12 protein-coding genes are annotated in these 12,561 nt (G+C 71.7%); 6 read left to right on the top strand and 6 right to left on the bottom strand.

The window, feature by feature from the left end:
• Nucleotides 1-245 precede the first annotated feature (245 nt).
• Entirely contained in the window at nt 246-1,517 is a 1,272-nt protein-coding gene (locus ABEB12_RS18490) for a hypothetical protein (RefSeq protein ID WP_185059181.1), read from the top strand.
• On the opposite strand, the gene ABEB12_RS18485 is transcribed toward ABEB12_RS18490, so the two are convergent.
• On the bottom strand, nt 1,477-2,187 hold the full coding sequence (locus ABEB12_RS18485) for a TetR family transcriptional regulator (RefSeq protein ID WP_185059182.1): 711 nt from the start codon (nt 2,185-2,187) through the stop codon (nt 1,477-1,479). The genes ABEB12_RS18490 and ABEB12_RS18485 overlap by 41 nt on opposite strands.
• Before the next feature lie 101 nt (nt 2,188-2,288).
• Between ABEB12_RS18485 and ABEB12_RS18480 the strand changes: the two genes are divergently transcribed.
• The 4 genes from ABEB12_RS18480 to ABEB12_RS18465 all read left to right on the top strand — a co-directional run bounded on the left by ABEB12_RS18480 (nt 2,289) and on the right by ABEB12_RS18465 (nt 7,033).
• Nucleotides 2,289-2,777, top strand: a complete 489-nt coding sequence (locus ABEB12_RS18480) for a transcriptional repressor (protein ID WP_185059183.1) — start codon at nt 2,289-2,291, stop codon at nt 2,775-2,777.
• A 54-nt stretch (nt 2,778-2,831) separates the two neighbouring features.
• Nucleotides 2,832-5,021, top strand: a complete 2,190-nt coding sequence (gene katG, locus ABEB12_RS18475) for a catalase/peroxidase HPI (RefSeq protein WP_221497557.1) — start codon at nt 2,832-2,834, stop codon at nt 5,019-5,021.
• A gap of 68 nt (nt 5,022-5,089) precedes the next feature.
• On the top strand, nt 5,090-5,818 hold the full coding sequence (locus ABEB12_RS18470) for a Type 1 glutamine amidotransferase-like domain-containing protein (protein ID WP_185059185.1): 729 nt from the start codon (nt 5,090-5,092) through the stop codon (nt 5,816-5,818).
• 360 nt (nt 5,819-6,178) lie between these two features.
• Complete coding sequence (locus ABEB12_RS18465; protein ID WP_221497558.1) at nt 6,179-7,033, top strand: TIGR03620 family F420-dependent LLM class oxidoreductase; 855 nt, start codon at nt 6,179-6,181, stop codon at nt 7,031-7,033.
• Here the strand turns inward: ABEB12_RS18465 and ABEB12_RS18460 are convergent.
• The 5 genes from ABEB12_RS18460 to ABEB12_RS18440 form a co-directional block, all read right to left on the bottom strand.
• A complete protein-coding gene (locus ABEB12_RS18460; RefSeq protein ID WP_185059186.1) occupies nt 7,023-7,700 on the bottom strand; it encodes a hypothetical protein in 678 nt (225 codons plus the stop codon). The two genes, ABEB12_RS18465 and ABEB12_RS18460, sit on opposite strands and share 11 nt — an antisense overlap.
• Nucleotides 7,687-8,166 (bottom strand): methylated-DNA--[protein]-cysteine S-methyltransferase, encoded by a 480-nt coding sequence (locus ABEB12_RS18455; protein WP_185059187.1) that lies wholly within the window; start codon nt 8,164-8,166, stop codon nt 7,687-7,689. The genes ABEB12_RS18460 and ABEB12_RS18455 overlap by 14 nt, the downstream gene beginning before the upstream one ends.
• Nucleotides 8,163-8,762 carry a methylated-DNA--[protein]-cysteine S-methyltransferase gene (locus ABEB12_RS18450; protein WP_185059188.1) on the bottom strand — a complete coding sequence of 200 codons (600 nt, stop codon included), beginning with the start codon at nt 8,760-8,762 and terminating at the stop codon, nt 8,163-8,165. The genes ABEB12_RS18455 and ABEB12_RS18450 overlap by 4 nt, the downstream gene beginning before the upstream one ends.
• Nucleotides 8,759-9,235, bottom strand: a complete 477-nt coding sequence (locus ABEB12_RS18445; RefSeq protein ID WP_185059189.1) for an RNA polymerase sigma factor — start codon at nt 9,233-9,235, stop codon at nt 8,759-8,761. Before ABEB12_RS18445 ends, ABEB12_RS18450 begins: the two co-directional genes overlap by 4 nt.
• Before the next feature lie 511 nt (nt 9,236-9,746).
• Entirely contained in the window at nt 9,747-11,258 is a 1,512-nt protein-coding gene (locus ABEB12_RS18440) for a linalool dehydratase/isomerase domain-containing protein (RefSeq protein ID WP_185059190.1), read from the bottom strand.
• A gap of 58 nt (nt 11,259-11,316) precedes the next feature.
• Here ABEB12_RS18440 and dgoD point away from each other — a divergent pair, with 58 nt between their 5' ends.
• Nucleotides 11,317-12,462 (top strand): galactonate dehydratase, encoded by a 1,146-nt coding sequence (dgoD, locus tag ABEB12_RS18435; protein ID WP_185059191.1) that lies wholly within the window; start codon nt 11,317-11,319, stop codon nt 12,460-12,462.
• Nucleotides 12,463-12,561 lie beyond the last annotated feature (99 nt).

The raw sequence follows: 12,561 nt of genomic DNA, 5'->3' as shown, positions 1-12,561 counted from the left end.
TGGTCGCCAGCGAGCTCTCGCGCCCCGACGGGCGGTGATGCCGGTGCTCGCGGCGATCGAGGGAGCCGTGGTCCTCAGGTGTGGTGTTCGCGGCCATGACATGGGGACAGCCGGCGGTGGTGGGATGGGATATCTCGATGGCCACCGATGCGGGCGGACCGTTCCGGGGCGCGTTGCAAGGAAACCGCAAGGGTCCTGGGGCACTCTGAGTCGTCGCGGCGGTACTCAGGAAAAGGACCCCTTTGATGGCGATGGAGTTGCCGCCGTGGGTGGTCGCCGCGATTTTGCTGGTGACCGGTGGGGCAACCGGCATGGTCGCCGCCGTTCTGGCCCGGCGGGGTTGGCTTTCCGTTCTGGGTGGCCTCGAAGGACCTTTTCTCGCCCGGCCGCGAACCTTTGCCTGGTCGAGTTCCGCGGCTGTCCGGCGGGCTGTGGCGCCCGCGCTGCTCTATCTGGTCATTCGGTTGCTGGGGTCGCTGCTTTTCTGGGTGATGGCCTGGTGGAACCGCCGGCCGGTGAACCTGCTGGCCTGGGATGGCCAGTGGTATCTGCGCATTGCCGAGTTCGGTTATCTGACCGCCGCGCGCGGCATGGTCGACGCACACAACATGCCCTCGCCATTCGGCGCGATGGCGTTCTTTCCCGGATACCCGCATCTGGTGCGGGGGGTCGCGCCGCTGCTCGGGGACGATTACCTCGCCGCCGGGCTGGTCGTCTCGACCGCGGCCGGGGTGGTCGGCGGCTACGCGGTCGCCCGGCTGGCCCGGCACTGCGGGGCCGACCGGCGGGGCGAGCTGATCGCCGTGGCGGCCCTCGCGGCGGCGCCGATGTCGGTGGTGTTCACGCTGCCGTACCCGGAGTCGTTGCTGGTCGCCGTGGTCGGGTGGGCGCTGGTCGGGTTGCTGGAGCGGCGGTGGTGGCTGGCCATCGCCGGCTCGGCCGCCGCCGGCTACCTCAGCCCGATGGGCGTGCCGCTCATCCCCGTGGTGATCGCGGCGATCGTGGTGCACCGGAAGCAGGCCGGCTGGCCGGCCCTTCTCGGGACACTGCTGACCCCGGCCGGACTGCTCGGCTACCTGCTCTGGGTGGACCGCAAGAGCGGAATGACCGGAGGCTTTTTCGCCATCACCAAGGCGGGCTGGGGAAACGAAATCGACTTCGGCGCGACCACTCTCACCTGGGTGCTCGCCACCTTCGCCGCCGACCCCAATGTGTTCACCTTGATAACGGCGGCGGTAATCGTCGTTGCCGGCGCCGCGCTCATCTGGTCGCGCGGATTGTTGCCGTGGCCGGTGTGGACCTACTGCCTGTTCACCGTCGGCATGGCATTCGGTTCCGGTGGGCTGGTTCAGGACCGGGTTCGGCTACTGCTCTCCGCGTTTCCACTCATGTTGCCGCTGGCCATTGTGCTGTCCGGCCTGAAAGCGAGATGGGCCATCGCCTCCACCGCCGGCCTGGTGCTGGCCGGGCTGTGGTTCAGCGCCCACTCACTGACCGTCTGGCGGTACGGGATCTAGCAGAGCGGTCCTCCGGCGCGGTGAGCGCGGCGGAGAACTCCTCCCGGGTGAAGCTGAGCGGCAGTTCGCGCTGGTCGGGCCGGGCGCGCAGGCCGTCGAGCAGGACCGCCGCGATGCGCCGGGAGGCCACCCGCCACGCCTCCGGGGGCAGCTGCGGCTGGCCCAGCATCGCGCCGGCGACCATCACGTCGGGCGCGCCGACGTCGGCGCGGATCGTGCCGGCGCTGATGCCGCGCTGGATCACCGACTGAAGCGCGGTGCTGATCTCGAAGCTGTGCGGGTTGATCCGGCCGGTGACGGCCGGGCCGCCCATCATCGGCAGGACCAGGCGGTCGCGCTGGTCGACCACGCCGGCGAAGAACCCGGCCAGCGCGTCCAGCGGCTCGGCGGGGCTCTCGGCCGCGGCGCGCGCCAGCTCGGCGACCAGCTTGTAGGAGCGGTCGACCACGGCCGTGATTAGCTCGTCCCGGTCGGAGAAGTTCCGGTAGAGCGTGCCGACGCCGACGCCGGCCTCATGGGCGATACGGTCCAGCGGAACGGCGTAGCCGTCGCGCAGCAGCACCCGGGCGGCGGCGTCCAGCAGCGCGGTGTGGTTGGCCCGCGCGTCCGCCCGCCGGCGCCGGTTGCCCGCCGGCCCCGCCGGTCCGGTCACGTTCGTGCTGTCGGTCATCACCGCCATCATGGGGGATGGCGAGTCGACCCGGTTGGGTGACGGCGCCGGCCGGGTTGAAAACTTGACTCAATCCAGAAAATGCACCAAGCTTCGGTGCCGTGCCGACGACTTCGGACTTCGAGCGCATGTTGCGCGGGGTCGCGCTGCGGGTCACGCGCCCCCGTTTGGCGGTGCTGTCCGCGGTACACGATCATCCGCACGCCGATACGGATTCGATCATCGGTATCGTGCGTTCGGACCTCGGCGAGGTGTCCCGCCAGGCCGTCTACGACGTGCTGAACGCGCTGACCTCGACCGGCTTGGTGCGGCGCATCGAGCCGGCGGGTTCCTCCGCGCGCTACGAGGCGCGGGTCGGGGACAACCACCACCACGTCGTGTGCCGGTCGTGCGGCGCCATCGCCGACGTCGACTGCGCCGTCGGCGGCACGCCCTGCCTGACCGCGTCCGATGACCACGGCTTCGCCATCGACGAGGCCGAGGTCATCTACTGGGGCCTGTGCCCCGACTGTTCCACCACACCCAGCGCCGACGGCGCTGGGACCGAGCGCGCGCCCCGTTCGGCGCGCGCGGGAGAAACTAGTTCCTGAGCACATCTTGGAAGGATTCCCGTGTCTGACAGGCCTGACGCCGTTGTTGGAGAGATGAACACTGAGAGTGCGGGTGGGTGCCCGGTCTCGACCGGCCGCTTCTCCCACCCCACCGAGGGCGGCAGCAACCGTGACTGGTGGCCGAACCAGCTCAACCTGTCGATCCTGCGCAAGCACGTCCCGGCGGCCAACCCGCTGGGTGAGGACTTCGACTACGCGGCGGCGTTCGCCACGGTCGACCTGGGCGAACTGGCCAAGGACGTCGACCAGGTGCTGACCACGTCGCAGGACTGGTGGCCGGCCGACTTCGGCCACTACGGCGGTCTGATGATCCGGATGGCCTGGCACAGCGCCGGCACCTACCGGGTCGACGACGGCCGGGGAGGGGCCGGGGCCGGCATGCAGCGCTTCGCGCCGCTGAACAGCTGGCCGGACAACGGCAACCTGGACAAGGCTCGCCGGCTGCTCTGGCCGGTCAAGAAGAAATACGGCCAGGCGATCTCCTGGGCCGACCTGATGGTCTTCGCCGGCAACCGCGCGCTGGAGACGATGGGCTTCAAGACCTTCGGCTTCGCCGGCGGCCGCGCCGACGTGTGGGAGCCGGACCAGGACGTCTACTGGGGTCCGGAGCGCACCTGGCTGGGCGACGAGCGCTACACCGGCGACCGCGACCTGGAGAAGCCGCTGGGTGCGGTGCAGATGGGCCTGATCTACGTCAACCCGGAGGGCCCCAACGGCAACCCGGACCCGCTGGCCGCCGCGCGGGACATCCGCGAGACCTTCGGCCGGATGGCGATGAACGACGAGGAGACCGTCGCGCTGATCGCCGGCGGGCACACCTTCGGCAAGACGCACGGCGCCGCCCAGGAGGAGAACGTCGGCCCGGAGCCCGAGGGCGCCCCGATCGAGCAGCAGGGCCTGGGCTGGAAGAACAGCTTCGGCTCCGGCAAGGGCCGGGACTCGATGACCAGCGGTCTCGAGGTCACCTGGACCCCGACCCCGACCCGGTGGAGCAACTGGTTCTTCCACAACCTGTTCGAGTACGAGTGGGAGCTGGACCGCAGCCCGGCCGGGGCCAACCAGTGGAAGCCGAAGAACGGCGCGGCGCGCAACACCGTGCCGGACCCGGAGACCGGTGAGCTCAACCGCGCGCCGGGGATGCTGACCACCGACCTGGCGCTGCGGTTCGACCCGATCTACGAGCCGATCTCCCGGCGGTTCTACGAGAACCCGGACCAGTTCGCCGACGCGTTCGCCCGCGCCTGGTACAAGCTGACCCACCGGGACATGGGGCCGAAGCAGCGCTACCTCGGTTCGCAGGTGCCGGCGGAGGAGCTGCTCTGGCAGGACCCGGTGCCGGCCCGCACCGGCGAGGTCATCAACGCCGAGGACATCGCCGCGCTCAAGGCGAAGATCCTGGACTCCGGCCTCACGGTGTCCCAGCTGGTCTCCGCCGCGTGGGCGGCCGCCTCGTCGTTCCGGATCAGCGACAAGCGCGGTGGCGCGAACGGCGGTCGCATCCGCCTCGAGCCGCAGCGTGGCTGGGAGGTCAACAACCCGGACGAGCTGGCCCAGGTGATCCGCGCCCTGGAGAGCGTGCAGGCCGACTTCAACGCCTCCGGTACGCAGGTGTCGTTCGCCGACCTGGTGGTGCTGGGCGGCGTGGCCGCGGTGGAGAAGGCGGCCGCCGACGCCGGCACGCCGGTCGAGGTGCCGTTCACCCCGGGCCGCACGGACGCGACCCAGGAGAAGACCGACGTCGACTCGATGTCGCACCTGGAGCCGACCGCCGACGGGTTCCGCAACTACCGGGGCAAGGGCCACCGGCTGCAGGGCGAGTACCTGCTGGTGGACCGGGCCAACCTGCTGAACCTGAGCGCGCCGGAGATGACCGTGCTGGTCGGCGGCCTGCGCGTGCTGGGCGCCAACACCGGTGGGTCCAAGCACGGTGTGTTCACCGACCGGCCGGGCACGCTGACCAACGACTTCTTCACCAACCTGCTCGGCATGGACGTCGAGTGGAAGTCGGTGGCCGGCGACGACGACTCGTTCGAGGCCCGCGACGTGGCCAGCGGCGAGGTCAGGTGGACCGGCACGCGGGTCGACCTGGTGTTCGGCTCGAACTCCGAGCTTCGTGCGGTCGCGGAGGTCTACGCCAGCGACGACGCGAAGGCGAAGTTCGTGGCGGACTTCGTCGCCGCCTGGGACAAGGTCATGCAGCTGGACCGCTACGACCTGGTCTGATCTCCGGTCGCCCGGGCCGGCCTCCGCGTGGGGCTGGCCCGGGCGTTCGGACGCCCTAAGGTGCGGGCATGCCCGCATCGCGTCCGACCATCCTGGCCACGTCCGGCGGTTTCCGGTACTCCGCGCGGTTGCGCTGGGAGGTCGGGGCGCTCACCCACCGGGCGGTCGCGCTGGCCGGGGTGACCGGCCGGGCGCCCCGCGTGTGCCTGCTGCCCACCGCCGTCGGCGATGACCACGCGCTGGTCAGCACGTTCTACGACAACGCGTGGCGGCAGGGCTGGGCGGGCAGCCACGTCTCCCTGTTCCCCATGCCGAACGTGGACGACGTGCGCAAACACCTGCTCAGTCAGGACGTCATCTGGGCGTGGGGCGGCAGCGTGGCCGGGCTGCTGGCCATGTGGCGGCTGCACGGGGTGGACACGGCGCTGCGGGAGGCGTGGCAGGACGGCGTGGTGCTCACCGGCGTCTCCGCCGGGTCGATCTGCTGGCACGTCGGCGGAACCACCGACTCGTTCGGCCCCGAGCTCCAGCCGGTGACCAACGGGCTCGCCCTGCTGCCCTGGTCCAACGGCGTGCACTACGACAGCGAGGCGCAGCGCCGGCCGCTGTTCCAGCGGCTGATCGCGGACGGCGAACTGCCACCCGGCTACGCCACCGACGACGGCGCCGGGCTGCTCTACCACGGCAGCGAGCTGCACGAGGTACTCACCGAGCGGGCCGACGCCCGCGCGTACTTCGTGGAACGCCGCCCGGACGGCTCGGCGCTGGAGACGCCCCTGCCGGCCACCCGGCTCTGAGTCTCGAACGGCCCGGCGCTACCGCCGAAGCTCCTGGCGCTGCCACACCAGGAGCCCGGCGGCGACCAGAACGGCCGCCAGTGAGGCGGCGGCCAGGCCGAGCCACAGGGCACGCGGGCGGATGCTCACCGCGGCATCGTGGCACGCCTCCCGGGCGGTCCCATTTCCCGGATCGGGCACGGGAGGTGGTCGTAGGGCAACCGTCGCACCGATCGCGGGCCGGATCGCCCCCCGCGCCTCGGAACCGAGTATCGAGGCACGCCCCCGGGAGGCCTCCCGGGAAGGCCGACCGCGCCGCTCGGAATGGGGCGGGGGTGCGGGATGGTTGAGGCGGGAGTCGACAGCTACGGGAGGATGATCATGAGCATTGACGCCACGCCGGTGCGGCTGGGGCGGGTCGGGGTCTGGGTCGGGCAGTGGGGGATGACGGCCGAGCGGGCGGCCGGGATCGAGCGGCTGGGTTACGGCGCGATCTGGATCGGTGGGTCGCCGGAGGCGGACCTGTCGGTGCCCCAGACCGTGCTGGACGCCACCGAGCGCATCTCGGTGGCCACCGGGATCGTGAACATCTGGTCGGCCGACGCGGCCACCGTGGCCGACTCGTACCACCGGCTGGAGGCCGGCCACCCCGGCCGCTTCCTCCTCGGCGTCGGCGCCGGCCACCCGGAGGCGACCGCCGAGTACACCAAGCCCTACGAGGCACTGGTGAACTACCTGGACGTGCTGGACGAGCGCAAGGTGCCGACCGAGCGGCGCGCGCTGGCCGCGCTCGGCCCCAAGGTGCTGCGGCTGGCCGCCGACCGCGCCGCCGGCGCCCACCCGTACCTGGTCCCGCCCGCCTACACCGCGACCGCCCGGGACACCCTGGGCAACGCGCCGCTGCTCGCGGTGGAGCACAAGGTCGCCCTGGGCACCGACCACGCGGCGACCCTGGCGGTCGGCCGCCCCGCCGTGGACCAGCCGTACCTGCACCTTTCCAACTACCGGGCCAACCTGCGCCGGCTGGGCTACACCGACGCCGACCTGGACAACGGCGGCACCGACGCGCTGATCGACGCACTGGTCGCGCAGGGCGACGCGGCGACCGCGGCCGGCAAGGTCACCGCCCACCTGGACAACGGCGCCGACCACGTCTGCGTGCACGTGCTGCCGGACGCCGGCGACCCGCTGCCCGCACTGGCCGAGCTGGCCGGCGCGCTGGGGCTCAGCCGGTAGCGCCGGGGTCGATCTGCACCGGGTAGCCGGCGCGCAGCACCGCGACCGTGGCCGGCGGGGTGATCACGTCCACCTCGCCGCGCCCGGGACGCGGGCGCCGGCCCCGGTAACCGTGGTGCGCCCAGGTCACCAACTCGCCACCCAGCACCAGCTCGGGGTCGGCCCGGTGTGCCGGGAGCGCCGACTCGGTGTGCTGGGAGTGCCGGCTCGCGGGGGTGGGGCCGGCCAGCACGAAGGTGCCGTCCGGGAGGTCCCGCCACGGCATCGGGTGCAGCCGGCGGCGGCGGGTGCCGGCGACCAGGCGCTCGGCGTGCAGGCGGCGGTTCATTTCGCCGGCGGACGGTGGGGCGCCGCCCACCGACTCCGTCCAGGCCCGCCGGTAGGCCTGGTAGTCGGCGTGCCGGCACTCCCCGCAGGGCCGGTGGCCGGCGGCGAAGGACACGGCCTCGTCGTGGAAGTACAGGTGGGTCCACCGGTTGGGCAACCACTGCTCCCGCCACCGGCCGCGGAACTCCAGCGCGCAGGTGATCCACAGGTTCCCCCGGTGCGGCCGCACGATCTCGCGACCCTCGTGCAGCACGCCCCGGTTGCCGGTCCACGCTCCGCGCAGCGGGATCGCCACGATCTCGCCCAGCGGGGTGACCCGGTTGCGCTCAGCCGGCCGCATACAGCCCCGGCTGTTCCAGGTCGAGCAGGAGGCGCTTGCGGCGCAGCCCGCCCGCGTAGCCCCGCGGCTCGCCGTCCTTGCCCAGCACCCGGTGGCAGGGCACCACGATGGACAGCGGATTGCGCCCCACCGCGGCGCCGACCTCGCGGGCCATGGCCGGCTGGCCGATGGCGCGCGCGATCGCCCCGTAGGTCGTGGTGGCGCCGTACGGGATCCGGGCGATGCGCGCCCACACGGACCGCTGGAACGCGTCACCGTCGGCCCGCACGGGCAGGTCGAACTCCGTGCGGGAGCCGGCGAGGTACTCGGTGAGCTGCCGGATGACCTCGTCGAACCCACTGTCGTCGCGTTCACCGACGTCGTCGGGCTTGTACCAGTGGTGCGGGAAGTAGAGGCCGGTGAGGGCCTCGCCGTCGCGGACCAGGGTGAGGTCGCCGAGCGGGCTCGGCCAGATCGTGTGGTTCATTTCGAGGTCTCCAGGGTGAGCAGGGTCTGCTTGGCTTCGGCGCCGCCCCGGTAGCCGCCGGACGAGCCGTCCGAGCGGACCACCCGGTGGCAGGGCACCACCAGGGGCAGCGGGTTGGTGGCGCACGCGGTGCCGGCGGCCCGTACCGCCCGGGGGCTGCCGGCCGCCGCCGCCACCTGGGTGTAGCTCTCCGTGCCGCCGTAGGGGATGACGGTCAGGTGGCGCAGCACGGCCAGCCGGAAACCCCGGGCCAGCCGGAAGTCCAGCGGCAGGTCGAAGGCCGTGCGGCGGCCGGCGAAGTACTCGTCCAGCTGCCGGGCCGCCTTGTCCAGGCGGGACGGCGCGGCCAGGATTCGCGGGCTGACCGAGCCGGCCAGCGCGCCGAGCACCGAGTCGTGCCCCTCCCGGTGGAAGGCCACCCGCACCAGCCCCTGGGCGGTGGCGGCGAGCAGCAGCTGGCCGACCGGCGAGTCGACGGTGCGGTAGCCGACGTCCAGCAGGCCCTCGGCCCCGGCGGTGGCCACCAGGCGGGACCGCAGCCGCGCGGTCGTTTCCTCGTCCACGTCGGAAAGCTCGGCGAACAGTTCGGAGATCATGTGAGGGCTCCCTCCGGGTAGATGGCGCGCAAGGTCTTGATGCCGTCCGCGGCCGCCCGGCGGGCGGCGTCGGTGCTGCCGCCGGTGATCCGGGCGACCTCCTTGTGCGGCAGCCCGGCCAGGTAGTGGTAGGCCACGGCGGCGCGCTGCTTGTCCGGCAGCCGGGCCAGCGCCCGCCACAGGTCGGGGTCGGACCGGCCGGGTTGGCCGTGCCGGCTCGGCCGGTCCGGCGGTTCGGCCACCGGGTCGGCGCGGCGGGCCCGTGCCCGGGCCAGGTCGACGGCCCTGCGGTGGGCGATCGTGACCAGCCAGGCCTCCACGTTGGCGTCGGCCGGCAGCTCCGGGTACGCCCGGAGCGCGGACAGGAACGTCTCCGACCAGGCGTCCTCCGCGTCCGTCGGGCCGACCACGGCCCGGCACACGCGCAGCACCATCGGCCCGTACTCGTCCACGATCTGTTCGAACGGCCGCATCTGCACGTTGGGTAAACGACCGGGCCGCCGGAAACGTGAGATCGCCCCAAACATCACAACTTGAAAACTCAAGTAACCCCGCCGCACGCCCCGGCGATCCTCATTGTGCGGACGCGGTGCGTAACCCCCCGGCGCATCGCGTCCGCGCTAACCCGGCGCGGACGGTGATCGTCGTTTGCGGCGTACGAGCCGCGAAAATCGCGGCCGCACCGCCAGCGACAGCGATCAAGCTCGGCCAGCGCGGCGGGATCACCCGGGACGACGATCACGCCCGATCGCATGATCACCATGACATGGTGGCCACCTCGGACGCCCCCAGGTGACCATCACGTCATGCTGATCACCAATCACATGATCACCAGGCCATGGCGGCCGCCTCAGTGGCCCAGAGGTGGCCACCACGCCCTGTTGATCACGAAACGCGCCGCGCAGCCGAAACGTAACGGGCCGCACCCAACCAGGGCAGTCCTCCGAGCCGCGCCGTCCAAGCAGATCTTTAAACCGCCGCCCGCTACACCAGCGGAACCAACTGGAACGCCCGATCCCGCGCCGGACAGCTCAACACCAGCAGATCACCGTCGGCGCGCACCTGTTCACCCGTCACCGAGTGCCCCTCGACCCGGGCCAGCTCCTCGCCGTCCGCGCACAACAGCCAACGTCCCCGGCCGAGCACCCGGCCGATGCCGACCGAACCGTCCCCCGGCACGTCGTCGCGGGCGCGCAACCGCATCTCCAGCTTGCCGTCCACCACCTCGGCCCGGCTCACGTCCACGTTCCGGGCTACCTCGAGCAGCGCCGGCCGCTCGAACCGGGCCGGGTCGAACGGCTCGTTGTACAGCCGCCACAGGCCGTCCGGCACGTTCAGCCGCGCGTAGCCGAGCAGCGTGTTGCCGGTCATCGGCTCGACCTCGACCAGGTGGCCGTCCGCGTCGAAGATCGTGTCGTTGCGCGGGTAGTACCGGCCGCCGTCGACCACGGTGGGGGACATGTACCGGTCCGCGTGCGCGAGCAGGCCGTCCAGGGTCTCCGCGTCGCCCATCTCCGAGGCCCACACGGAGGTCCAGCCGAAGTCGCACCAGTCGTAGTTCATCGGCATGCCCTCGAACTCGCGTGCCGTGGGCCGCACGGACAGCGTGCCGCCGGGTTCGCGCACCAGGAAGTCCTGGAGCTGCCGGGGGTAGTTGGCGCGCACGAAGTCCCGGTTCCACATGTTCATCAGCGCGCCGCACCAGGCGTCACTCCAGGCGCTCTGCCCGCCGCCGGGCACCACCGCGCGGCTGTCCTCGGCCACGAACCGGTTGTAGTGGCCCGTCTCGTCCAGCCGGCCGAAGTCGCGCCAGGCCTGCTCGTAGCCGGCCACCACCTCGTCGGCCCGGTTGCCGCCGGTGATCAGGTCGTGCAGCCGGAAGCCCAGGATGGCCGGCTGGTTGCAGATCTGGAACACGCAGTTGGGCTCGCAGGCCACGCCGAGGTAGCCGTTCTGGACCATCTGCCAGTAGATGTGCTCGTTGAGCGAGTCCCGGTCGTAGGCGAACCGCTTGGGCTCGCCGCCCCAGAAGAACGACCAGTGCTCGAAGGTCAGGGAGCCGGGCGCGGTGAACTCGTCGGAGCCGAAGAGGTAGTCGTGCAGCAGCGCGCAGGACTGCACGTAGGCGCTGTACATGATGTTGTCCCGGACCACCGGGTCCCACTCCTCGCCCAGCTTGCCGGCGAGGTGGGCGTTGAACGGCGCGCCGCCCCGGCTGGTGTCCCGCCAGTACAGCCACACCTCGGGCTCCAGCAGCTTGTCGATCAGCCGCCGGATCACCGGCCGGAAGAGGCCCGGCGCGGCGGGCAGCCGGTTGCGGTGGGTCAGGGCCAGCGCGTAGACCATGTACGACAGCTGGAAGCGGTAGCCGCCGAAGTCGTCCTGGCCGATGCTCTTGTTCTGCATCAGCGACCAGTCGTTGCGCTGCCGCCGGGACAGGTTGTCGAAGTGCCGCAGGTGGCCGAGATCTTCGTTGTCCAGCTGAGCCTCTGGCATGTCTGCAGATGCTAATCCCGCCGGCCGTCGCGCGCTGGCGGGTAGGCTGCGGTGGAGAATGAAGATCACCAAAGTCGAGACCTTCCAGGTTCCGCCCCGCTGGCTGTTCTGCCGGATCGCCACCGACGAGGGCGTGGTCGGCTGGGGCGAGCCGGTCGTCGAAGGCCGCGCGGACACGGTTCGCGCGGCGGTGGACGAGCTGTCGGACCTGTTGCTCGGCCGCGACCCCCGGCGCATCGAGGACCTCTGGCAGACGATGACCAAGGCGGCCTTCTACCGGGGCGGGCCGGTGCTCTCCAGCGCGGTGGCCGGCCTGGACCAGGCGCTGTGGGACATCCTGGGCCGCTCGCTGGGCGTGCCGGTGTACCAGCTGCTCGGCGGCGCGGTGCGGGACCGGGTGCGGGTGTACGGCTGGATCGGCGGCGACGAGCCGAGCGCGGTGGCCGAGGCGGCGGCCGCCCAGGTGGAGGCCGGCCTGACCGCCGTGAAGATGAACGCCAGCGGCCGGATCGGCCGGATGCCCACGGCGACCGAGGTGGCCGGGGTGGTGGACCGGCTGGCCGCCGTGCGCGAGGCGATCGGCCCGGACCGGGACGTCGCCGTGGACTTCCACGGCCGGTTCACCGTGGCCGCCGCCCGGCGGGTGATCCCCCGGCTGGCGCCGCTGCACCCGCTGTTCGTGGAGGAGCCGGTGCTGCCCGAGTACACCCACCGGCTGCGCGACGTGGTCGCCGGCACCGAGGTACCCATCGCCACCGGCGAGCGGCTGTACTCGCGCACCGACTTCCTGCCCGCGCTGGAGGCCGGCGTGGCGGTGATCCAGCCCGACCTGTCGCACGCCGGCGGTATCTCCGAGGTGCGCCGGATCGCCTCGCTCGGCGAGGCGCACAACGCGCTGCTCGCCCCGCACTGCCCGCTCGGGCCGCTGGCCCTGGCCGCCAGCCTGCAGGTCGCGTTGGCCACGCCCAACTTCCTGATCCAGGAGCAGAGCATCGGCATCCACTACAACGCCGACGCCGACCTGCTGGACTACCTGCTGGACCGCTCGGCCTTCGCGTTCCCCAAGGGCTTCATCGAGCGCGGCGAGGCTCCCGGGCTGGGCGTGGAGATCGACGAGACGGCGGTGCGCCGGGCCGCCGAGGTCGGCCACCGGTGGCGCCCGCCGGTGTGGCGGCACCCGGACGGCTCGTTCGCCGAATGGTAAGGCTAATTTCTTTCCAAGTTGAAATATTCGCAATCCCTCTTAATATTATCTAAACAATTTAACGTCCACTTGATAAGTATTGTTATTGCACTTAGTTTT

The organism is Actinospineispora eucalypti (genome assembly GCF_039543365.1).
GTDB classification, from domain to species: domain Bacteria; phylum Actinomycetota; class Actinomycetes; order Mycobacteriales; family Pseudonocardiaceae; genus Pseudonocardia; species Pseudonocardia eucalypti.
This window is presented reverse-complemented; position numbering and strand designations above follow the sequence as displayed.